The organism is Streptomyces sp. ISL-87 (assembly GCF_018614095.1).
GTDB lineage: Bacteria > Actinomycetota > Actinomycetes > Streptomycetales > Streptomycetaceae > Streptomyces.
Window position 1 is genome coordinate 23,960 of the sequence record NZ_JAGGOY010000040.1, and the last position, 20,692, is coordinate 44,651.

20 protein-coding genes are annotated in these 20,692 nt (G+C 71.2%); 6 read left to right on the forward strand and 14 right to left on the reverse strand.

What is annotated here, in order from left to right:
• Positions 1 to 132 precede the first annotated feature (132 nt).
• Complete coding sequence (locus J7I97_RS15280; RefSeq protein ID WP_214935113.1) at positions 133 to 705, forward strand: PPA1309 family protein; 573 nt, start codon at positions 133 to 135, stop codon at positions 703 to 705.
• A gap of 21 nt (positions 706 to 726) precedes the next feature.
• Here the strand turns inward: J7I97_RS15280 and J7I97_RS15285 are convergent, their stop codons facing one another.
• From J7I97_RS15285 to J7I97_RS15300, 4 genes are all read right to left on the reverse strand, one after another.
• Positions 727 to 1,815, reverse strand: coding sequence for a PDZ domain-containing protein (locus tag J7I97_RS15285; RefSeq protein ID WP_214935115.1), 1,089 nt, complete (start codon positions 1,813 to 1,815; stop codon positions 727 to 729).
• A gap of 134 nt (positions 1,816 to 1,949) precedes the next feature.
• Positions 1,950 to 2,147: a hypothetical protein gene (locus J7I97_RS15290; RefSeq protein WP_214935117.1), complete on the reverse strand. Its 198-nt coding sequence runs from the start codon at positions 2,145 to 2,147 to the stop codon at positions 1,950 to 1,952.
• 134 nt (positions 2,148 to 2,281) lie between these two features.
• Complete coding sequence (locus tag J7I97_RS15295; RefSeq protein WP_214935119.1) at positions 2,282 to 2,743, reverse strand: molybdenum cofactor biosynthesis protein MoaE; 462 nt, start codon at positions 2,741 to 2,743, stop codon at positions 2,282 to 2,284.
• Between the two features lie 181 nt (positions 2,744 to 2,924).
• Positions 2,925 to 4,091 (reverse strand): SDR family oxidoreductase, encoded by a 1,167-nt coding sequence (locus tag J7I97_RS15300; protein ID WP_374103538.1) that lies wholly within the window; start codon positions 4,089 to 4,091, stop codon positions 2,925 to 2,927.
• A gap of 192 nt (positions 4,092 to 4,283) precedes the next feature.
• Between J7I97_RS15300 and J7I97_RS15305 the strand changes: the two genes are divergently transcribed.
• A complete protein-coding gene (locus J7I97_RS15305) occupies positions 4,284 to 5,714 on the forward strand; it encodes a zinc-dependent metalloprotease (RefSeq protein WP_214935123.1) in 1,431 nt (476 codons plus the stop codon).
• Positions 5,711 to 6,247 (forward strand): NUDIX hydrolase, encoded by a 537-nt coding sequence (locus J7I97_RS15310; RefSeq protein ID WP_214935125.1) that lies wholly within the window; start codon positions 5,711 to 5,713, stop codon positions 6,245 to 6,247. The genes J7I97_RS15305 and J7I97_RS15310 overlap by 4 nt, the downstream gene beginning before the upstream one ends.
• Before the next feature lie 126 nt (positions 6,248 to 6,373).
• Here the strand turns inward: J7I97_RS15310 and J7I97_RS15315 are convergent, their stop codons facing one another.
• The 4 genes from J7I97_RS15315 to J7I97_RS15330 all read right to left on the reverse strand — a co-directional run bounded on the left by J7I97_RS15315 (position 6,374) and on the right by J7I97_RS15330 (position 10,250).
• Positions 6,374 to 7,129: an AIM24 family protein gene (locus J7I97_RS15315; RefSeq protein WP_214935127.1), complete on the reverse strand. Its 756-nt coding sequence runs from the start codon at positions 7,127 to 7,129 to the stop codon at positions 6,374 to 6,376.
• Positions 7,130 to 7,146: 17 nt separating this feature from the next.
• Entirely contained in the window at positions 7,147 to 7,827 is a 681-nt protein-coding gene (locus J7I97_RS15320) for an AIM24 family protein (protein ID WP_214935289.1), read from the reverse strand.
• 29 nt (positions 7,828 to 7,856) lie between these two features.
• Entirely contained in the window at positions 7,857 to 9,536 is a 1,680-nt protein-coding gene (locus J7I97_RS15325) for a TerD family protein (RefSeq protein WP_214935129.1), read from the reverse strand.
• A 117-nt stretch (positions 9,537 to 9,653) separates the two neighbouring features.
• On the reverse strand, positions 9,654 to 10,250 hold the full coding sequence (locus J7I97_RS15330) for a M48 family metallopeptidase (RefSeq protein ID WP_214935131.1): 597 nt from the start codon (positions 10,248 to 10,250) through the stop codon (positions 9,654 to 9,656).
• Between the two features lie 155 nt (positions 10,251 to 10,405).
• Here J7I97_RS15330 and J7I97_RS15335 point away from each other — a divergent pair, with 155 nt between their 5' ends.
• Positions 10,406 to 11,509, forward strand: coding sequence for a ThiF family adenylyltransferase (locus J7I97_RS15335; RefSeq protein WP_214935134.1), 1,104 nt, complete (start codon positions 10,406 to 10,408; stop codon positions 11,507 to 11,509).
• A gap of 8 nt (positions 11,510 to 11,517) precedes the next feature.
• Here the strand turns inward: J7I97_RS15335 and J7I97_RS15340 are convergent, their stop codons facing one another.
• On the reverse strand, positions 11,518 to 14,739 hold the full coding sequence (locus J7I97_RS15340; RefSeq protein ID WP_214935136.1) for a tetratricopeptide repeat protein: 3,222 nt from the start codon (positions 14,737 to 14,739) through the stop codon (positions 11,518 to 11,520).
• 219 nt (positions 14,740 to 14,958) lie between these two features.
• Here J7I97_RS15340 and J7I97_RS15345 point away from each other — a divergent pair, with 219 nt between their 5' ends.
• Positions 14,959 to 16,287: an AarF/ABC1/UbiB kinase family protein gene (locus tag J7I97_RS15345; RefSeq protein WP_214935138.1), complete on the forward strand. Its 1,329-nt coding sequence runs from the start codon at positions 14,959 to 14,961 to the stop codon at positions 16,285 to 16,287.
• A gap of 44 nt (positions 16,288 to 16,331) precedes the next feature.
• On the opposite strand, the gene J7I97_RS15350 is transcribed toward J7I97_RS15345, so the two are convergent.
• The 5 genes from J7I97_RS15350 to J7I97_RS15370 form a co-directional block, all read right to left on the reverse strand.
• Positions 16,332 to 16,535, reverse strand: coding sequence for a hypothetical protein (locus J7I97_RS15350; RefSeq protein ID WP_214935140.1), 204 nt, complete (start codon positions 16,533 to 16,535; stop codon positions 16,332 to 16,334).
• A gap of 98 nt (positions 16,536 to 16,633) precedes the next feature.
• A complete protein-coding gene (locus tag J7I97_RS15355; RefSeq protein ID WP_214935142.1) occupies positions 16,634 to 16,966 on the reverse strand; it encodes a hypothetical protein in 333 nt (110 codons plus the stop codon).
• The gene (locus J7I97_RS15360; protein ID WP_214935144.1) at positions 16,963 to 17,334 is read right to left on the reverse strand and encodes a WhiB family transcriptional regulator; all 372 of its coding nucleotides are present in this window, start codon (positions 17,332 to 17,334) and stop codon (positions 16,963 to 16,965) included. The genes J7I97_RS15355 and J7I97_RS15360 overlap by 4 nt, the downstream gene beginning before the upstream one ends.
• Positions 17,335 to 17,516: 182 nt before the next feature.
• Entirely contained in the window at positions 17,517 to 17,849 is a 333-nt protein-coding gene (locus J7I97_RS15365; protein ID WP_374103784.1) for a hypothetical protein, read from the reverse strand.
• A gap of 167 nt (positions 17,850 to 18,016) precedes the next feature.
• Positions 18,017 to 20,260: an ATP-dependent DNA helicase UvrD2 gene (locus tag J7I97_RS15370; protein ID WP_251058830.1), complete on the reverse strand. Its 2,244-nt coding sequence runs from the start codon at positions 20,258 to 20,260 to the stop codon at positions 18,017 to 18,019.
• 114 nt (positions 20,261 to 20,374) lie between these two features.
• On the opposite strand from J7I97_RS15370, the gene J7I97_RS15375 reads away from it, so the two are divergent.
• Entirely contained in the window at positions 20,375 to 20,635 is a 261-nt protein-coding gene (locus J7I97_RS15375) for a mycoredoxin (protein WP_214935147.1), read from the forward strand.
• The last annotated feature ends 57 nt before the right edge of the window (positions 20,636 to 20,692 follow it).

The following is a 20,692-nucleotide window of genomic DNA, read 5'->3' on the forward strand; positions in this document are numbered from 1 at the left end:
GTGCGCACCTCGAAAGTCGCTGTGTCTGGTGATACTGGAAATTTTCAAAAGCTGGGCCCCGATCGTAGAGCCCACTCATGCAACTTACTGAGGCTTTAGTCAGTTCCCGGTATCCGGTGGAAAGGAGGCAGGATGTTGTCCATGTCCAACCTTTCGCCTTCCCCCGGCGGCACCCCCATGGCGGCCAGCCCGCTGACGCGTGCCTGCCTCGAAATCGACGAGTACGCGGCCGGCCTCGGCTGGGACCAGCCCGCGCGGCTGTTCGCGCTCGTCGACACCGCCAAGCTCCGCAAGCAGGAGCCGCGCCTCGCCGGCCAGCTCGGCCTCGACCAGGACGACGCCGGCAAGTCCTCCCTCACCCCGATCGAGCAGGACGAGCTGCCTGCCGGTACCGCCCTCGACAAGTTCCTGGGCACCGTCGCCTGGCCCGACGCGGTCGTCGGCTGCGCGCTGACGGTGGAGCGGCTGATGCTGCCGCCATCCGCGGAGGCCTCCGTACCGGAGGGGCTCAGCGACAAGCAGCTGGCGAAGTGGGTCGCCGGGCACCCGGAGCGGCAGGAGGTACGGCTGACCGTGGCCGTCCTGCGCGACGGGTCGCGCGAGTCGGCCGTAAGGCTTCGCGAGAAGGACTCCTCGACCGAGGTCCTCACCGGCGGGGGCCTGGTGCCCGGGCTGGCGGAGGCGCTGGCCGCGACCTTCTCGTAGCAGGCTGGCGGGCGGGACCGGTCAGGGCTTGTCGCAGCGCGGCAGCCCGGCCGTGTCCCCCTTGCTGATCTTCTGCAGCGCCTTCGTGGCGTCGTCGATGGTGGAGACCTTCACCAGGGTCAGGCCGTCGGGCACGTGGGAGGCGGCGGAGCCGCAGTTCTCGGCCGGGGTCAGGAAGTACCGGGCGCCGGCCTGGCGGGCGCCGATGGTCTTCATCTGGATCCCGCCGATCGGGCCGACCTTGCCCGCGTCGTCGATGGTGCCGGTGCCCGCGACGAACTTCCCGCCGGTCAGGTCCTCCGGGGTGAGCTTGTCGACGATGCCGAGGGCGAACATCAGGCCCGCGCTCGGGCCGCCGACGTCGGCGAGCTTGATGTCGATCGTGAACGGGAAGGTGTGGTCGGTGCCGGCCCGGATGCCGACGATGGCGTGACCGTCGCCCTCCGCCTTGCCCGCGGTGATCGTGACCTTCTCAGGGTTGCCCGGCTCCCGGTGCGCGCGCTCGGCCGCGGCCGCCTCGGCGGCGGGCACCACGGTGAACTCGACCGGCTCGCCGGGCTTGTGCTTGGTGACCAGCTTCGCGACGTCGCCGGGCTCCTTCACCGCAGTGCCGTCCACGGCCTGGATCACGTCCCCGGCGTGCAGCTTGCCCTCGGCGGGGCTGGCCTTGACGACGGAGGAGACCACGACGCGGGCGGTGACCGGGATGCCGAGCTGCTGGAGGGCCGCCACCTTGGCGCTCTCCTGCGACTGGCTGAACTCCTCGGCGTTCTCCTGCGTGGATTCCTTGTCCGTCTTGCCGTTCGGGTACAGGTTCTCGTGCGGCACGACGATGTTGTCGTCGGCCAGCCAGCCGTACGCCGCCTCCAGCAGGTTCATGTCGTAGTCGGCGCCCGTGACGCGGACCGTCGTCATGTTGAGGTGACCGCTGGTGGGGTACGTCTTGTGCCCCGAGATGCTGAGGACGGGCTCGCCGCGCGAGTCCCCGAGCGTGTTCACCGTCGGGCCGGGACTCATCTCGGAGTACGGGACCTTGATGAACACCCCTGCGCAGAGCAGCGCGAACAGCGTGAGGGTGGAGGCGAGCATCGTCGCAGTGCGGCGTGGCATGGATCGACAGTACGGGACGGCTCTGACGGGCGGCCGCTGGGGCCGGTCCGTACGGGGTCCGTCCTGGTCGCGGGGCTGGTGCTCGCGGGGCGGGTGTCGCGGAAGTACTCGCCGGAGGGGGCTCGCGGGACGCCTCAGACGGCGTCGGAACCGGAGTGCGCCTCCGCCTTTGCCCTGGTCCGGTCGGCGTTGTCCATGGCCTCGCGGAATCTCGCGTAGCCGGCCAGCTCGGATATGTCACCGGAGGTACGGTCGCGCGCTGCCCAGCTGCCCCATATCGCCGCTCCGATGGCGGCGAAGAGCGGAATCAGCAACCACGCCAGAGACGCCATGGGCGTGCCTCCCTACCCCGAAGTACGTGTCGTTGGTGGCTTCAACGCTCCTGCCCGGGAGGGGGTTACGCAAATCGGGGGCGTGTTGCGCGGCCGAACGGGTGTGACGTTACCCCGTGTGATCCGCCGGGGTTTCAGCAGGCCCCGACCCACTCCTCGCTGCCGTCCGAGAACGTCTGGTGCTTCCAAATCGGGACCTCGTGCTTGAGGTCGTCGATCAGCATCCGGCAGGCCTCGAAGGCCTCGCCCCGGTGCGGGCAGGAGACGGCGACGACGACCGCGAGGTCCCCTACGGCCAGGTCGCCGACGCGGTGCACGGCGGCCAGGGCGCGGACGGGGTACTTCGCCACGACGCGCTCGGCGACGCGGCGCATCTCGTCCTGCGCGGTGGGATGACAGGAGTAGCCGAGCGAATCGACGTCCGCCCCGCTGTCGTGGTTGCGCACCGTGCCGACGAAGAGCGTCGTACCGCCCGTCGCGTCGTCGCCGACGGCCTGGAAGACCTCGTCGATCGAGAGCGGGGTTTCACGGATCTCGAGGAGCCGGATCGGGTCCGAAGCGGCCTGCTCGCCGGGGTGGTCGAAGTGCGGTGCCATGCTGCCATCGTGCACCACCACTCCGACATCGCGGAATAGCCGATTCGACCGGCTGTGCGACCCCGGAGTATGGAGCCTCCTACAGGAATCGCAGGCCGGACCGCCTCCACCGCCTCCATCCGGAGCCCGAAGCCCTCGGCGGAGGCGGTGGCGGTGGCGGTGGCGGTGGCGGTGGCTGCCGTCAGATGCCGCGGCGCCTGCGGGCCCGGCGGACCGCGGCGGCGGCGCCGAGCAGGGCGACCGTCGCGCCCGCGGCGCCGGCGGCCGTGGCGGCGTCCTTGCGGCCCAGGCGGCGGCCCGCGACCGTGTGGCGGCCCGCGACCTCCTGGAGGAGCTCCGCCAGCACCTCCTCGTTGGTCCAGCGGGGCCGCCAGCCCGCCGCGTGCAGCCCGCTGACGCTGACCACCCACGGGTGCATCGTGTACGCGAGGTCCCCGGCGGGGGACGGGGTCAGGCCGATCCGGTGCAGCCGCGCCGCGGCCCCCAGGGCGACGGCCGACGGGAGCTCCATGCGGCGGATGCCGCTCAGCTCCTCGACCTCCTCCTGCTCCAGCCAGCCCTCGCAGCCCACCGCGAGCTCGCCCTCGACCTTCTCCAGGGCCGCGTACTCCAGGGCGCTGACCAGGTCCTCCACGTGGCAGAACTGCCACTTGGGCCGGGATCCGGCCACCACCAGCAGGCGCGGGGACTCGAAGTACCGGGTCAGCGCGGTGTCCGTGCCGCCGACCAGGACCGCCGGGCGGATCACCGTGACGTTCAGGCCCGGGTGCGCCCGCGGCGCCCGGCGTCCCAGCCGCTCGATCTCCAGGAGGTCGGCCAGCCCGGTCGCCTCGGCGGTCGCGCGGAGCTCGGAGTCCTCCGACAGCGGGATGTCGTTGTCGGGCAGGGCCCCGTAGACCATCGCCGAGGTGCAGAGAACGACCCGGTGTACCCCGGCCGCCGCGGCGGCGGTGAGCACGGTCTGGGTGCCGCGCACGTTGTACGCCGTACGGGCCGCCGGGTCCGTCTCCAGGTCGAGGTCCAGCGCGAGGTGGACCACGACGTCCGCGCCGCGCAGCTTCTCGGCGATCGCGGGGTCCCGTACGTCGAGGACGTGCCACTGGGCGTCCGCGCAGTCGCCCCGCCGCTCGTCGATCGCGATGACCGCCTTGACCTCGTCGGAGGCGGCCAGACGGCTCACCAGGGCGGCGCCTACGCCCGCCGCGGCGCCGGTCACGGCGATCACGGGGCCTCGCACGGCCGGGTTTCGCGGCTGGCGAACGCCGTCGGCACTGTGGGCGCTGTCACCGTGCTCAGGGCGGTTTTCCGAGCTGTGCTTGTCCAAAGCGTGCGGATCTGGGGAACTCACCAGGCGTCTCCAGCGGTTGTCTTCAGTAGGGACGCGCCGTGACGCGTACCTACCAGGTGATGTCCATCCTGCCGCAGCCCCGGAGTCGGCGGAGCACCGAGCCCGGAAGCGGGTGTGGTGTCTACGCTGGGTGGTGTTGTCGGACCATTGCCCGTCGGCTCCCGCCGGCGGCCCTACGAGCCGAGGAAACCCGTGAGCGACACCCCATTCGGATTCGGCCTTCCGCCGGAGGAGCCGGAGAACGGCGACGAGGGCAAGAAGAAGGGCAATCAGGGCGGTCAGGGCGGCCCGAATCCGTTCGGGTTCCCGGGCATGGGCCTGCCGGGCGGCGCCGGGGGCCCCGGCGGCGCGGACAATCCCTTCGCAGCGATGTTCGGTTCGATGAACCCCAATGACCTCGGTGCGGCCTTCCAGCAGCTCGGCCAGATGCTCAGCTACGAGGGCGGTCCCGTGAACTGGGACATGGCCAAGGACATCGCCCGCCAGACCGTCGCCCAGGGCACGGCGGACGGCGTTAAGGACGCCAGCGTCGGCCTCGCCGAGAAGTCCGCCGTCGAAGAGGCCGTGCGCCTCGCCGACCACTGGCTGGACGGAGTCACCTCGCTGCCCTCGGGCGCCGCGACGGCCGTGGCGTGGAGCCGCGCCGAGTGGGTCGAGGCCACCCTCCCGGTGTGGAAGGAGCTCGTGGACCCGGTCGCGGAGCGGGTCGGCGCGGCGATGGGCAGCGTGCTGCCCGAGGAGATGCAGGCCATGGCGGGCCCGCTGCTCGGCATGATGCGTTCCATGGGCGGGGCCATGTTCGGCCAGCAGATCGGCCAGGCCGTGGGCGTGCTCGCGGGCGAGGTCGTGGGCTCGACCGACATCGGGCTGCCGCTGGGCCCGGCCGGCAAGGCCGCGCTGCTTCCGCTGAACATCGAGAGCTTCGGCAAGGACCTGGGCGTCTCCTCGGACGAGGTGCGGCTGTACCTGGCGTTGCGCGAGGCGGCCCACGCCCGGCTGTTCGCGCATGTGCCGTGGCTGCGCTCGCATCTGTTCGGCGCCGTCGAGGGCTACGCCCGCGGCATCAAGGTCGACACCTCGAAGCTGGAGGACGTGGTCGGCCAGCTCGATCCGTCGAACCCGGAGCAGCTCCAGGAAGCCCTTCAGGGCGGCATGTTCCAGCCGCAGGACACCCCGGAGCAGAAGGCCGCCCTGGCCCGCCTGGAGACGGCGCTCGCGCTGGTCGAGGGCTGGGTCGACGCGGTCGTGCACGAGGCGGCCAAGCCCCGGCTGACCTCTGCGGACGCCATGCGCGAGACCATGCGGCGGCGCCGTGCCTCGGGCGGCCCGGCGGAGCAGACCTTCGCGACCCTGATCGGGCTGGAGCTGCGCCCGCGCAGGCTGCGCGATGCCTCGCGGCTGTGGGCCTCGCTGACCGACGCACGCGGAGTGGACGGCCGGGACGGGCTCTGGGAGCACCCGGACATGCTGCCGACGGCCTCCGACCTGGACGACCCGGACGGGTTCGTGCACCGCGAGCAGCTGGACTTCTCCGAGATCGACAAGATGCTCGGCGAGGCCGCCGAGAAGCGTGACCAGCGCGAGCGGGGCGGCGACCAGGGCGAGGGCGAAGAGAAGAAGTGAGTCTGCACGAAGACGCCGTCCTCGTTCTGAAGGGGTACGAGGGGCAGGACGCGCAGCAGAGCGAGCTGCGGGACGTTTACCTGGAGCACCTGGCCGCGCATCCGGACGGGGTCTACAAGCCCTGCCAAGCCGGGCACATCACCGGCAGCGCGCTGGTGGTCGACCCGGCGCGGGGCCGCGTACTGCTGACCCTGCACAAGAAGCTGGGCATGTGGCTTCAGATGGGCGGGCACTGCGAGCCCGGTGACGCCACGCTCGCCGAGGCCGCGCTGCGCGAGGCCGTGGAGGAGTCGGGGATCCCGTCCGGTCTGACCCTGCTGCCGGGAGGGCCGGTACGGCTGGACCGGCATCCGATCCCGGCGCCGTGCAACTGGCACCTGGACGTCCAGTACGCGGCGCTGGCTCCGGCCGGCGCGGTGGCGGAGATCAGCGAGGAGTCGCTGGACCTGCGCTGGTTCCCGTACGAGGAGGTGGCGGCGGTGGCCGACACGTCGGTCGTGCGGCTGATGGAGGCGACCCGGGCGCGGCTCTGACGCACGGGAAATGACGGAAGGGGCGGTCCCGCGGGGCCGCCCCTTCCGGTTACCTCGTTCCCGGCTGGTTCCGGGATTCCCGGCTAGAGCTAGACCAGGATTCCCGGCTGGTTCCGGGATTCCCTGCTAGTTCCAGGCGTTGTTCTGGTTCTGGGCGTGGGAGCCGTGCTGGCCCATGCCGTACTGCGCGGCCATGCCCTGCCCCAGCTGGGCGTTCTGCGGCGGCAGCACCTCACTGGGCTGCACCAGCGCGAAGCCGGTGCCGAGGAAGCTGAGCTCCCAGCCCTCGCCGGTGTTCCCGCGCCGCCGCCAGACGCCGGTGGAGTGCGTCTGGGCCTGCATCTGCACCCGCAGCGAGGTGGACCAGGCGACGATGGCGTCCGCGTCGGCGTTGACGTACTTGTCGGGCGTGACCTGCATCATCAGCGGCTGCCCGGAGGTCATCAGCGCGACCTTGCCGCGGCCGCTGATGTTGAGCTGGTACTTGCCGGTCCCGGAGACTCCGTACTGGCTGTCCACCGCGATGGCCTCGGTGTGCAGGGTGGAGTCCAGGGCCAGGACGTAGCTGCTGTCGACGGTGAGACCGTCCTGGTCCACGTCCACGACGTGCACGTACTGGGCGAGGTTGGCCAGGTAGACCGTGCCCTGCCCGGAGCAGCGCATCAGGTCGAGGCCCTCGCCGGTGCGGGCGCGGGCGGTGCGCTGGGTGGTGCTCTGGTACTCGCCGTCGAAGTCGATGATCCCCTGGTAGGCGACCATGGCGCCCTTGCGGGCGAGTACGTCGTCGGAGCCGCTCAGCGAGACCCGCAGCAGCTGCGGGTTCTGGACGGCGTACCGCTCCTGGGACTGCGCCTCGGCGTGGGCGAAAAGTGCGCTCTGCATGATGTGTCCGCTCCCCCTCAGCCCCGGGCCCGAAGGCGGTCGGTGCTGTCCTCGCTGGGCTGTACGACGACGATGCCCTGACCGGAGAAGGCCATCTGGTAGGCCTCCCCGCTGCCCCGGCCGATCATCGACGAGGCCTTGAAGCTGCGCTTCCCCTTGACCTTGAGGTTCGGGGACCACGCGACGAGCGCGTCCGGGTCGACGTACGTCTCGTCCTCGCCGCGGCCGCAGTCGACCACGATCGGGGTGCCGCGGGAGGTGATCGCGACCCAGCCGGTGCCGGCGACCTGGACGTTGAACAGTCCCTGGCCGGCGAACTTGGCCATGCCCTTGACCCGTTCGACGCCCCACTGGAGGTGGGCGTCGAAGGCGAGCAGGTTGGTTCCGTTGACGGAGAGGGCGTCGTTGTTGAGGTTGACCACAACGACGTCCGCGCCGTAGTCGGCGAGGTAGAGCAGGCCGTCGCCGGTGCACTTCATCAGCGGGGCGCCCTCGCCGGTGAGCCACTGCGAGGCCATCTGGCGGACGGCGGGCGGGTTGGGCTCGTACTGGACGAAGCCCTCGTACGCGACCATCGAGCCGGTGCGCGCGAAGAGGTCCTGGCCGCTCTGCATGGCGACCTTGAGCATCGCCCGGCCGTGGTTCTCCATGCGGGCCGTGACGGGGGTCGGGGCGTAGCCCGCGAGCTGCTGGTTCATTGCGTTCATGGCATTCATGTGGGGCTCCCTCAGACCTCGTACGGCTGGACGACGATGAAGTTGCCGGGAGCGCCGCGGAACTGGAGGTTCACGGTCTCCCCGCTGTGGCCGGGGTAGGCGTTGCGCCGCAGCCGGACCTGGCTGGAGATGATCACCTGCGAGGCGGACGACCACGCGACGATGGCGTTGCTGTCGGCGAAGGTGGTCGGGGTGACGGGCAGGACGACGGGGACGCCGTGCGTCTTGACGATGACCGTGCCCGAGCCCTGGAACTGCATGGTGAACAGGGCGCCGCCGGGGATGCCGTGGCCCTCGATGCGGCGGACCTCGTGCTGGAGGGACTCGTCGAAGGCGAGCACGCTCTCGGCGGAGACGCAGATTCCGTCGCCCTGGAGCTCGATGGCGTGCAGGTGGGCGCCGTTCTCCGCGAGGAAGACCTGGCCGCGGCCGGTGCAGCGCATGAGCTGCATCTCCTGGCCGGTGGCGTTGCCGACGATGCGGCCGGCGAAGCCCGCGCCCTTGTAGCTGAAGTCGACCTTGCCCTGGTACAGGACCATGCTGCCCTGGCGGGCGAGGACGGGCTGGCCGCCCATCGACAGGTCGACGCGCATGAGCTGCTGGTTCTGCGGGGTCCAGCGGGCCCCAGTGGGGGCTTCCTTGTACGGCTGGAGCGCGGCGGCGAGGCCTGCGCCCTGGGCCGGCTGCGGGTACCCGGGCTGCTGGGTCTGGGGGTATCCGGGCTGCGGGGCCTGGGGGTACCCGGGCTGCTGGCCGTAGCCGGCGGGCGGCTGCTGGCCGGGGACCTGGCCGTACGAGGGCTGCTGGCCGTACGGGGCCGGGGCCGGCGGGGGGACCTGGCCGGGGTACTGACCGGGTGCCTGGCCCGGGTGCTGGCCGGGGACCTGGCCGTACGAGGGCTGTGGCGGCTGGCCGTACGGGGCGGGGGCCGGGGCGGGCGGGGCCAGGGGGGCGCCGAGGGGCGCCGCCATGGTGGGAGCGGCGTGGACCGGCTGCTGGGGCGCGGCGGGCTGCTGGTACGGGGCCGGGGCGGGTGCCGGGGCCGGGGCCTGCGCCGGTGCGCCGAAGGACGGCGCGGGGGCCGGGGCGGCGGCCTGGGGCGGCGGGGCGAACCCGGGCGAGGCGGCGGCCTGGGCCTGGGCCTGCGGCTGCGGCGCCTCCTCCTCGGCGACCTCGCCGCCGAAGTTCTTCAGCAGCGCGGCGAGCCCGCCGTCGAAGCCCTGGCCGACGGCGGCGAAGCGCCATACGTCCTTGAGGTAGAAGTCGCCGATCATCAGCGCGCGCTCGGTGCTGAACTCCGAGCCCGTGAAGGCGTAGCGGACGACTTCTTCGCCGCCGGCCACGATCCGGATGTAGCCCGGGCCGATCTGCGACATCTGTCCGGCGCCGTCGATGCTCGCGGTGAAGGACAGCTTGTGGATGCCCGCCGGAATCCGGTCGAGAGTCACCCGGAAGGATTCGCTGTCACCGGCCTGCGCGCCGAGCTGCTGAATGGACTCTTCCGGCGACTTCGGCTGGTTGTAGAAGACGAAGTAGCGGTCGTCCGACAGCTGCTCATTCGCGTCGAGCCCGAAGCAGCTGATATCGAAGGCGAGTCCGGGCCCGGCGATCGAGACGCCCACGTACAGATCGGTGCCTGCCGTCAGATCGCTGATCTTGGCCTTGTGACCTCGTTGGAATTCCCTGGCCATACGTAACGACCGTCCCCCGTCCCGACAGTGAATGCGTGCCGCCCAGGCTAACGGCTTCGGCCGACATCCGGCCAAGTCGGTACCGACCCGGTACATATCACGCTGCGTTACATGAGGTCATTCGTCCCGGGCAGCAGGCACCTTCGGGAGGCGTTCGGCCGCGACCACGCCCTCAAGGTAGCCACGGGCCCGTTCGGTGCGCGGGTACGCCTCCAGCAACTGCCAGAAGCGCGGGCCGTGCCCCGGCACCAGGAGATGGGCCAGCTCGTGCAGCAGCACGTAGTCGACCACGTACTCCGGCATTCCCTGGAGGCGGTGCGACAGCCGGATGCTGCCTTCCGCGGGGGTGCAGGAGCCCCAGCGGGTGTTCTGATTGGTGACCCAGCGCACCGAGCGGGGGCGGGCACGGCTGCTGAAGTACTGCTCCGACAAACGCTCCGCGCGCTCGGTGAGTTCCGCATCCCCGAGGGTGCGCTTGCTCTCCTGGGCGGCCAGTTTGTCGAGCATGACGCCCACCCAGCGCTGCTCTTCCGCCTCGGACATCCGGGCAGGGATCAGGACGACCGTCCGGTCACCCTCACGGTAGGCGGATACGGTCCTGCGGCGGCGCGCGCTCCGGCGGACTTCGACGGCACGCTGCGATGGGTCGGCGGACACGCCACGACGGTACCCGCTCGCCGCTGCGGAAGTCCTTCCCGTCCGGGGTTCGAACATGATCGATTCGCCGCGGGCACACGGAACACCCATTTCCTTCATCTCATATGCCTAATAGGGGTTGCCTGTGGACAAATTTCCACGCCGGGTGCGAAGGGAGGGCATGGTGCGAGGGAGGCAAAAGGAGCGGTACGCGATTCGAGGGGGAAATGGCGATGTATCCGAAGGTGAAGCCGGCACTGGCGCGGGCATGGCGTGATCTGCAGACGGTGCAATTCGGGGTGACGCCCGCCCACGCGGTGGTGCTCGGCCCGGTGGACACGGCGACGGGTTCGCTGATCGACCGGATCGACGGGACACGGGGCATGGAGTTGCTGCGGGCGGAGGCAGCGGGGATGGGCCTGCCGGAGGGCCAGTTGGACGAGCTGGTCCGCCGGCTGGCGGGGGCCGGGCTGCTCGACGACGCCACCGCGGGCGGTCCGCGGGCCCAGGCGGTGCGGCGCCGGCCGGAGACCCTGGAGCGGCTCGGGCCCGATCTGGGCTCGCTCTCGCTGGTGCACCGGGAGCCCGGCGGAGACTTGCGGGGCATCGCCGCCCGGCGGGCGATACGGGTCCAGGTGCGCGGGAGCGGCCGGGTGGGCGCGGTGATCGCCACCGTCCTGGCGGGAGCCGGGGTGGGCCGGGTCGAGGTGCTGGACGGCGGCCGGGTGCAGCCGGCGGATGTGGCGCCGGGCGGGCTCGGGCCCGGGAGCATGGGCCGGCTGCGGGCCGAGGCAGCGGGGGCGCTGGTGCGGGAGGCGGCCCCGGGACGGGCTCCGCGGGCCGGGGAGAGCCAGGGGCCGGAGCCCGGGCTGGCCCTCGTGGTGGTCGCGCCGAGGGACGGGTTACAGGCGTGGGCCCCGGATCCGGACACCGCGGCCGACTGGGTCGCCACCGGCACCCCGCACCTGTACGCGGGGGTGCTGGAGGGCACCGGGCTGGTGGGGCCGCTGGTGCTGCCGGGCGCCACGGCGTGCGCGGGGTGCATGGAGCGCGACCGGGTGGACCGGGATCCGGCCTGGCCGAGACTGCTCGTCCAGTGGCGCTCGGCCCACCGCCGGCGCACCGGCGCGGCCTGCGACCTGGGCCTGTCCACCGCGGTGGCCGGCCTGGCGGCGGCCCACGCCCTGTCCTTCCTCGACGGGGAGTTGCCCGCCTCGACCGCCGCCCGCTGGGAGGCCGCACTCCCGAGCCTGCACTGGCAGCGCTCCGGGGTCCCACCCCACCCGGACTGCCCCTGCGGCGCGGCCGTCCCGACGGAGCAGGCGGTGCGGTCATGAGGAGGTGGCTACGGAAACCCTGCGCGCCTGTCTTCGACGGTGCGGCAGAACTGCACGATCCGGGACTCGGCCGACGGGACCAGCGGAATCAGGCTGCGCAGGGCCAGGAGCAGTTCGTGCACCTGCCCGCGGGGCGGGTTGGCCCTCAGGAACCGGATGAGGTCCTGCTCGGCCTCCTCCCACCGGCCCCACAAGCAGTGCGCGAGGAGGAGATTGCCCATGTCCGCCGGGTCCGGGGTTTCCTCAGTTTCCTCAGGCGCTGCGGGCGTGAGGAGTTCGACCACCCGGGCCAGGTGGCCGTCACGATCGGGGTGCCGCACCGCATGGAGCACCACCGCAGTTTCATAGAGCGCCCACGCGTCGTCGGGTTCGAGATCGGTTGCGCGGGTGAGATCGGTCAACGCAGCGTCGTAGTGGCCCAGCAACCGATGCACAAGACCGCGGCTGGTGAGGGACCAGACGGCGTCGGATCTGAGTTCGACGCTTCGGGTGAAGTCGGCCAGAGCCGCTTCGTACCGACCCGACATCCGGTGGGACATTCCCCGACGGCTGACGGCCCAGTAGTCGTCGGGATCAAGCTCGACGGCCAGGTCATAGTCGGCCAGAGCCTCCTCGTGCCGATCCAGCATCGTCCGCGTCAGGCCGCGTTGCGTGAGCGCCCAGCCGTAGTCCGGCTTGAGCTCGATCGCCCGAGTGAAATCGGGTTCGGCTTCCTCGTACCGGCCCAGGGAGTGGTACACGTCACCTCGGCGGGCGAAGGCCCAGTGGTAAGCCGGGTCGAGTTCGACCGCGCGGGTCAGGTCGGCCACGGCCTCCTCATGACGGCCCAGCCATCGGTACGCGTCACCCCGGCCGGCGAGGGCCCAGTCGTAGCCCGCGTCGAGCTCGATGGCCCGCGTGAACGCGGCCACCGCCTCCTCGTACCGGCCCAGGGAGGTGTAGGCGTAACCGCAGCCGGCCATGGCCCACTGGTAGTCCGGGCTGAGCTCGACGGCCCGCGTGAACGCGGCCACCGCCTCCTCGTACCGGCCCAGGGAGCGGTACACGTCACCCTGGCAGGCGAAAGCCCAGGCAGAGTCGGCCTTGAGCTCGATCGCACGGGTGAAGTCGGCCAGCGCCTCCTCATGCCGCTCCATCACGCCGAACGTGACACCTCGGTTGGTAAGAGCCCAGGCGCTGTCCGGTGCGATGTCGATGGCGCGGTTGGAGGCGGAGAGCGCCTCCTCGTACCGCTTCATCGATCGGAGGGTGTGGCCCCGGCTCGTGAGCGCCCAGTCGTAGTCCGGCTTGAGCTCCAGGCTCCGGTCGAAGTCGGCAAGCGCCTCCTCGTACCGCTCCGCTTGTTGATAGGCGAGGCCGCGGTAGGAGACGTTCAAGACATCCTCCGGGTTGACTTCGACGGCACGGGAGTAGTCCGCTATCGCCTCGTCCAGCATGCCCATCAGCTGATAGGTCCGGCCCCGGCCGAAGAAGGCACGGTCGCCCTCCAGGTCGAGGGCAAGGGCTTGCGTGTAGTCGGCCAGGGCCTGCGGATAGGTGTCGGCGTTGCGATGGTCCCTGCCACGCAGCGTCAGTGCGAGGGCCTGACCCCCGCGGTCGAGATCTCCGCGGGTCAGGAGAACGGTCAGCACGGCGATTCCGTTGCGCGGTTCCTCCCCCAGGGCCGTCAGGATCCGCTCACCCCAACCGGTGACCGCGGGTTCGTCGCAATCACGACCGGCCGTGATCATGGCCTGGGCCCAGCGGCTCAGACTGATCGTGTCGTGGTCGTAGGCGTCGAGGAGTTCCCGCAGGACGCCCGGGAGGGCAGAGCGCGGGTCGGCGCAGAGGCGGTGATAGGTCTCCTGGAGCCGGTAGGCGCGCCAGCGCTCGTCCTCCCACCAGCCGTCGGCCGGGGCGGCGGCCTCCTCCAGCCTCGCGCGGCGCTGCCGGAATGCGTCGGCCAGCCGGGTGTGCAGCTGCTCCCACCGCGCCGGGGACTGCCTGCGCTGCAGGCGGAGCATCGCGCTGCGGACGACCTCGTGGTAGCGGCAGTGGCCCGAACGGTCGGTGACGAAGGGCATCGACCGCAGCCAGCCGAACAGCTCGGCCGCTTCTTCCTCGACGGCCGTCCGGAACACGTCCTCGTCCAGCTCCTGGGGAAACGCGCAGGCCAGGGCGGCGGCCCGGCGGGCGGGATCAGCCTCCCACTTCAGGAACCGCTCGACGGCGGTGCCGCTGGGATCCCCGATCTCCTCCACACTGCCGGGCTGGCTCTCGGCAAGCGTGGAGACCAGGACCGGAAGCCGCCCTGACAGGCGCAGGATCACCTCGACGACCCGTTCGTCCGTCACTCCCTTTCCAGCGAGGAGCTGGCGGGCCTCGGCGTCGGTGAACACCTCCAGCGGCCAGTCGGTGACCAGGTCGTGCCAGTCCTCCCAGCACCGCGCGGCCAGCCGTGACTGTCCGGCAAGGGTCACCAGCACATTCGCCGGCAGCTCCCCGTAGCGGTCGCTGACCAGCACGTCCCGGAGCCACGTGTCCAGCATCGGTCCCGTGCGCTCGTAGGTGTCGAAGAAGAGCACGACCCACGGATTCCGCCGGGCCACCTCGGCGAGCTCCTCCAGGAACACCGGGGTCAGGGCGTCCAGCGGGGACAGCACGAGATCGACATCGCCGTGGGTGCGCAGCCGGGTGCTGAGGAGCGCCTTGACGCGGTCGGCGCCGGCCGCGACCTGGTTCGGGTCGACCGCGCCCGTGAAGGCGCCGACGCCCGGGATCATGCCCAGGCCCACCAGGCCCAGCTGGGAGGCGATCACGCTGGACGGCGATGGGGGGTGAGCCCCGCCGGCTGCCGGGTCGGTGCCCGCCCCGGCCATGCCGACTCCGGCGTCCGCCTCGTGCCGACGCTGCCGGTAGGTGCTCAACAGCTTGTCGAAGCCCTTGAGCGCCGTGCCCTGTTGGGCGAGCTGTGCGCTGATGACCTCCATCGCCTCGACGGCGTCCGCGACCGCTTCGTCCACGTAGGCGGTGACCGCTTGCCCTTCACGGGCGATGGTCTCCAGCTGACGCACCAGAGTGGACTTGCCCACGCCGGCCGGGCCCCGCACGTGGAAGAGGAACTGCGCCGCCTCGTCCAAGGGCTGCTTGAGGGCGTCCCGGAAGCCCGCGACCTCCCCCTGCCGCCCGATGAAGCCGTTGGAGCGGCGCCGTCGGATCAGTTCCTGCCTCGAAGGTCCCCGCCCCGCCATCCACAGCCCCCTTGCGCCCTGCACCGGCTCATCGGACAACCATGCTGTCCCATCGGAGTGAGCACTGTCCGGCGACGACCGGATCCCGCCACGTTCGGGGCGGGCGCCTGGGCCCGGGCGGCCGGGAGGGCCATGACAGGATGCCTGTGTCTGAAGCCTTGGGGGGCATCCCCTGAAATGCCGCTTGCGGCACAGCTGTCTGGGAACTGGAGGGGCGTTATGTCTGATCTTCCCCGGAAAGCCGTCACCCGTACCGTCAAGCTGGCCGCGCTGCCGCTCAGCTTCGCGGGCCGGGCCACATGGGGTCTGGGCAAGCGCATCGGGGGCAAGTCGGCCGAGATAGTGGCGCGCGAGCTGCAACAGCGCACCGCCGAGCAGCTGTTCCGCACCCTGGGTGAGCTCAAGGGCGGTGCGATGAAGTTCGGACAGGCCCTGTCCGTCTTCGAGTCGGCACTGCCCGAGGAGGTCGCCGGGCCCTACCGGGCGGCGCTGACCAAACTTCAGGAGGCGGCCCCGCCACTGCCCGCGGCGACGGTGCACCAGGTGCTGGCCGAGCGGCTCGGCGAGGACTGGCGCGAGCTGTTCGAGGAGTTCGAGGACAAGCCGGCCGCCGCCGCCTCGATCGGGCAGGTGCACCGGGCGGTGTGGCACGACGGCCGCCAGGTGGCCGTCAAGGTCCAGTACCCGGGGGCCGGCGAGGCACTGCTGTCGGACCTCAAGCAGCTGAGCCGGTTCGCCGGGCTGCTGGGGCCGCTGATCCCGGGCATGGAGATCAAGCCCCTGATCACCGAGCTGCGCGCCCGGGTCTCGGAGGAGCTGGACTACGAGCTGGAGGCCGAGGCCCAGCGCAGCCACGCGGACGCGTTCGAGGGCGACGAGGATGTCGTCGTGCCGGATGTCGTGCACCAGGGCGACCAGGTGCTGGTGACCGAGTGGATGGAGGGGACCCCGCTGTCGGAGGTGATAGCCGACGGCACACAGGAGGAACGCGACCGCGCCGGACAGCTGCTGGCCCGGTTCCTCTTCTCCGGGCCCGCGCGCACCGGGCTGCTCCACGCCGATCCCCACCCGGGCAACTTCCGGCTGATATCCGGTCCGGACGGCCGGATGCGGCTGGGCGTGCTGGACTTCGGCACGGTGGACCGGCTGCCGGGAGGCTGGCCCAAGCCCATCGGCAGGTCGCTGCGGATGACCCTGGACGGGGACGCCGAGGGGGTCTACGGGCACCTGCGCGCCGAGGGGTTCGTGAAGGAGAGCATCGAACTCGAGCCCGACGCGCTACTGGACTACCTGAAGCCGATCATCGAGCCCGCCGAGGCCGACGAGTTCACGTTCACCCGGCCGTGGCTGCGCGGCCAGGCGGCGCGGATCGCCGATCCCCGCTCCCCCGCACACCAGTTGGGCCGGCAGATCAACCTTCCGCCCTCGTACCTGCTGATCCACCGGGTGACGCTGAGCACCATCGGGGTGCTGTGCCAGCTGGGTTCGACCGTGCGGCTGCGGGATGAACTGGAGTCCTGGCTGCCGGGGTTCCGGCCCGAGGACTGAGCGGCCGGGGGCTGACCGGGCCGGGACTGAGCGGCCGGGGGCCGTCACCACCAGGAGGAGTCGAGACGGCCCTCGATTGCCCGGAGGTTGGCGCGCGCGCAGTCCACGCAGAAGTACTGTCGGGTCCCGTTCTCCACCGAACAAGTCCAGGTGGGCGGGGCGCCGTCGGGGGAGATCTTGCCGCAGCGCGCGCAGACGACGGGCTGGGCCTCGGTTCCCGGGGCGGGGTGGGGAGTCGGCTGGTCCACCTACAGACGATATCCCCGTGGGGGCTGGACAGCGGTCCGCAACGCACCGGGGGGACCGGTCCGTTCGGACCGGTCCCCCCGTGCGCTGTTTTCAGCTCTTAGTGCATGACGGCCATGGCCAGCGCGCGCCGGGCGCGCAGCGAGACTCGCTCGGCTCGCCGCTGCATGCGGCGGGCGGCGACCAGGCGCACGGCGTGACGCTCGGCGTCGGCCTCACGCATGCGGTCGTCCATATGGGCACGAGCCAGGGCTTCTGGGATGAGTTGCATTTCGCGGGTCCTGTTCTGACGCGAGGTGATCGCGCCTGCGGTGATGAAGTCTGCGGTGGCGGAGCCGTGCGGCTGCTCGCTCGTGGTGGCGTAGGGGGACATGAGGGCCTGCTTCAAGGGGTCGCGCGTGAGGGGGCGGTCGATGGTTCCGGCGGCGGTCATGCCGCTGCAACCGGGTTCTTGCGCGGACGGCCACGGGGGCGCTTCCGGGCGACGACGACACCCTGGACGAAGAGCTCGCCACCCCAGACACCCCAGGGCTCGCGGCGCTCGGTCGCCCCGGCGAGGCAGGCCTCGACCAGCGGGCAGGTGCGGCAGAGCGACTTGGCGTACTCGACGTCGGCCGGGGACTCGGCGAAGAAGACCTCGGGGTCGAAGGTGCGGCAGGGAACCGGGACGCCGAGGTTCTCGATGGCGTCGTCGAGCGCGGTCAGCGCGGTGAGCGGAGTCAAGGTGGAGTCCTCCGGGACTGCGGGCGGGGAGAGAGTCTGGGTCTGCGGTACGGACGGGGCGTGCGCTTCGAGTTGCACGGTGGTTTCTTCCTCGTCTTTGTCGTCTAGTCGTTCCGGCCGGGGTCGACCGGGGTCGGCTGGTACCTGGTCTTGCCAGTCCCGAGGCCCCTTCGGTCGTCGTCCCCGTTCGGGGACAAACAGAAGGGCCGCGGATCCCGGTTGGGTTCCGCGGCCCTGAAGGCGCCGGCCTGATCGTGAGATCAGACTGGATCACTCCAGGGTTCGAGCCCGCGGAAGGCCCACATCAGGTGGTGCTGCTGCTTCGTCTGCTTCGTCTGGGATCCGGCACCGGCTGCGGCCGCGAAACCATAGGCGCCATGCGCCTGGGCTTCCGCTGCTACTGCCACCGGTGCCTGGGTCGGTCGCTCATTGCGCTCGCTGATGGGAAGGGTCGCCAGGATGGCGGGGCTGTCGGCGGAGATCACAGACAGACCGGTACCCCGGAGCGAGGGCAGGAGAGACGAGGAGCCGAGCGGGCAGGAGGCGGCAACCGAGCGATCGGTCATTTTGGTGAAGGTCATGAAGCTGGCCACTGGTCTCGCCTCCTCTCGGCGTCTCGGGGACTCGGCCCGAGGGCCTGTCCCATGCGTATTCGGATAAGTACAGCACGGATCCAGGGCTTTGGAGAAGCCACCGTTTCCGTTGCTAAGAACCTATGGGGATTCGCTGGGCATGTGCAAACTATTTTTCCGACGAGTTTCTACGCGTCGTCAGCATCCGCGCCCCCAGGCTCCCCACCTGCGCAGATGGCCAGGACGTCGGCACCGTACCGCTCAAGCTTGCGACCACCCACACCCGAGATCATCGCGAGCTCTCCCTCCTCGGAGGGCGCGGCCTCCGCGATCGCCATCAGCGTCTTGTCCGTGAAGACGCAGTAGCCCGGCAGACCCTGCTCCTTGGAGCGTGCCGCGCGCCACTCGCGCAGCCGCTCGTACAGCCCCTCGTCCATGTCGGACGGGCAGTCCTCACAGCGCATCAGCTTGAGCTCGCCGGCATCGGTCAGCGTCTTGCCGCAGACCCGGCACAGCGCCGGGCCGCGGCGGCCGCGCTTGCGGGCCCCGCGCTCGGCCGTGCCGCCGGTCCGGCCTGCAGGGGCCGCGGAGCCCGGCCGCAGGCCGTTCAGGAAGCGGCTGGGGCGTCGGGAGGCCCGGCCGCCGGGGGAGCGGGAGAGCGCCCAGGAGAGCGTCAGGTGCAGCCGCGCCCGGGTGACGCCGACGTAGAGCAGCCGGCGCTCCTCCTCAACCTGCTCGTCGGTCTTGGCGTAGGTGATCGGCATCATGCCGTCGGTGAGGCCGACGAGGAACACGGCGTCCCACTCCAGGCCCTTCGCCGCGTGCAGCGAGGCGAGGGTGACGCCCTGGACGGTCGGCGCGTGCTGGGCGGCCTTGCGCTCTTCCAGCTCGATCGTCAGGTCGGCCAGGTTGGCCCCGGGCCGGGTCCGGGCGAAGTCCTCGGCGAGCCTGACGAGCGCGGCGAGGGATTCCCACTGGTCGCGCACGGCGCCGGAGCCGGCCGGCGGCTCGGCGGTCCAGCCGGTGGAGCTGAGCACGGCCCGGACCTGGGAGCCGAGCTCCACGACATCGTCGAGCAGCGGGTCGTTCCCGCCGGAGCGGGCGGCTCCGCGCAGCGCGAGGATCGCCTTCTGCACCTCGGCGCGCTCGAAGAACCGCTCGGCCCCGCGCAGCTGGTACGGGACTCCGGCGTCGGCGAGCGCCTGCTCGTAGACCTCGGACTGGGCGTTGATGCGGTAGAGCACGGCGATCTCGCCCGCGGGGACGCCCGCCGCGATCAGGTCCCGGATCCGGCCGGCGACGCCCTCGGCCTCGGCGGGCTCGTCCGGGTACTCCGCGTAGACCGGGTCGGGGCCGGGCTCGCGCTGGGAGATCAGCTCCAGCCGGTGCTCGGCGGCCCACCCCGCCAACCGCACCGCCTGGTTCAGCAGCCCGTTGGCGAGGTGGACCACCTGGGGGGTGGAGCGGTAGTCGCGGACCAGCTTGACCACGGTGGCCTGCGGGTAGCGGGTGCGGAAGTTCAGCAGGTGGTCGGGGGTGGCGCCGGTGAAGGAGTAGATGGTCTGGCTGGCGTCGCCGACCACGCAGAGGCTGTCGCGGTCGCCGAGCCACAGCTCCAGCAGGCGCTGCTGGAGCGGGCTGACGTCCTGGTACTCATCCACCACGAAGTGCTGGTACTGGGCGCGGATCTGCTCGGCGATGTCGTGCCGGTCTTGCAGGATGCCGACGGTGAGGAGCAGCACGTCCTCGAAGTCGATCATGCCGCGGTCGCGCTTGAGCTGCTCGTACGTCCCGTAGATCTGGGCGATCTCGGCCATGTCGCGGGGGGCCTCGCGGCCCGATTTGAGGGCGGCCGCCGGGTAGTCGGCGGGCACGGTCTGGGTGACCTTGGCCCACTCGATCTCGCCGGTGACATCGCGCAGCTCGTTCCGGTCGAGGCGGATGCGGCAGCGCGCGCCGGCCTCGGCGACGAACTGGATCTTGCGCTCCAGCAGCCGGGGCACCTCCCCGCCGACCGCCTTGGGCCAGAAGTACTGGAGCTGGCGCAGGGCGGCGGAGTGGAAGGTCCGGGCCTGGACCCCGCCCGCGCCGAGGGTGCGCAGCCGGCCGCGCATCTCGCCGGCGGCGCGGTTGGTGAACGTGACGGCAAGCACACTGGCGGGCATGAGCTGGCCGGACCGGACGCCGTAGGCGATGCGGTGGGTGATCGCCCGGGTCTTGCCCGTGCCCGCGCCTGCCAGCACGCACACCGGCCCGCGCAGGGTCGTCGCGACCTCGCGCTGCTCCGGGTCCAGGCCCAGGAGCACCGCGTCGGCCGAGTCGGCGCCGGCCGTGAAGGATGAGGAGTGCGTTGCTGCTGTCACCCCGCCATGCTGCCAGGTCTCGTGGGCCGGGCGTGAAACTTGTCCACAGGGCGTATGTATTCGTCGCATTTATCGCCCCGGCCATTCGCTCTCGTCCGAGTACTCGAACGTACGGGAATGGCGGCGCACTCCCGTACGTTCGAGTACTCGGACCACCGAGACCCCACAGAGGAGAGCGCCAGCATGCAGGACACGGGTTCCGTCACGATGTACAGCACGACCTGGTGTGGCTACTGCCGTCGGCTGAAGAGCCAGCTGGACCGGGAGGGCATCGCCTACAACGAGATCAACATCGAGCTGGACCCGGCGTCCGCGGCGTTCGTCGAGAAGGCGAACGGCGGCAACCAGACGGTTCCGACCGTGCTCGTCGTCTCCCCCGCCGGCAGCGAGTCGGTCATGACGAACCCGAGCCTGGCCCAGGTCAAGCAGGCCCTCGCCGTCTGATCCGCGCCGCGCACAGAAAGGTCCCCGCCGCGGCGGGGACCTTCTGCTGTGAACTGT

What these genes read in the sequence shown, in the direction of transcription:
- J7I97_RS15320 (WP_214935289.1), bottom strand. Translation starts at nt 7,827, where the DNA reads ATGAACCAGCAGCTCGCGGGCTACGCCCCGACCCCCGTCACGGCCCGC.
- J7I97_RS15315 (WP_214935127.1), bottom strand. Translation starts at nt 7,129, where the DNA reads ATGCAGAGCGCACTTTTCGCCCACGCCGAGGCGCAGTCCCAGGAGCGG.
- J7I97_RS15355 (WP_214935142.1), bottom strand. Translation starts at nt 16,966, where the DNA reads ATGACCGCCGCCGGAACCATCGACCGCCCCCTCACGCGCGACCCCTTG.
- J7I97_RS15375 (WP_214935147.1), top strand. Translation starts at nt 20,375, where the DNA reads ATGCAGGACACGGGTTCCGTCACGATGTACAGCACGACCTGGTGTGGC.
- J7I97_RS15340 (WP_214935136.1), bottom strand. Translation starts at nt 14,739, where the DNA reads ATGGCGGGGCGGGGACCTTCGAGGCAGGAACTGATCCGACGGCGCCGC.
- J7I97_RS15335 (WP_214935134.1), top strand. Translation starts at nt 10,406, where the DNA reads ATGTATCCGAAGGTGAAGCCGGCACTGGCGCGGGCATGGCGTGATCTG.
- J7I97_RS15345 (WP_214935138.1), top strand. Translation starts at nt 14,959, where the DNA reads ATGTCTGATCTTCCCCGGAAAGCCGTCACCCGTACCGTCAAGCTGGCC.
- J7I97_RS15280 (WP_214935113.1), top strand. Translation starts at nt 133, where the DNA reads ATGTTGTCCATGTCCAACCTTTCGCCTTCCCCCGGCGGCACCCCCATG.
- J7I97_RS15325 (WP_214935129.1), bottom strand. Translation starts at nt 9,536, where the DNA reads ATGGCCAGGGAATTCCAACGAGGTCACAAGGCCAAGATCAGCGATCTG.
- J7I97_RS15330 (WP_214935131.1), bottom strand. Translation starts at nt 10,250, where the DNA reads ATGTTCGAACCCCGGACGGGAAGGACTTCCGCAGCGGCGAGCGGGTAC.
- J7I97_RS15290 (WP_214935117.1), bottom strand. Translation starts at nt 2,147, where the DNA reads ATGGCGTCTCTGGCGTGGTTGCTGATTCCGCTCTTCGCCGCCATCGGA.
- J7I97_RS15370 (WP_251058830.1), bottom strand. Translation starts at nt 20,260, where the DNA reads ATGCGACGAATACATACGCCCTGTGGACAAGTTTCACGCCCGGCCCAC.
- J7I97_RS15295 (WP_214935119.1), bottom strand. Translation starts at nt 2,743, where the DNA reads ATGGCACCGCACTTCGACCACCCCGGCGAGCAGGCCGCTTCGGACCCG.
- J7I97_RS15285 (WP_214935115.1), bottom strand. Translation starts at nt 1,815, where the DNA reads ATGCCACGCCGCACTGCGACGATGCTCGCCTCCACCCTCACGCTGTTC.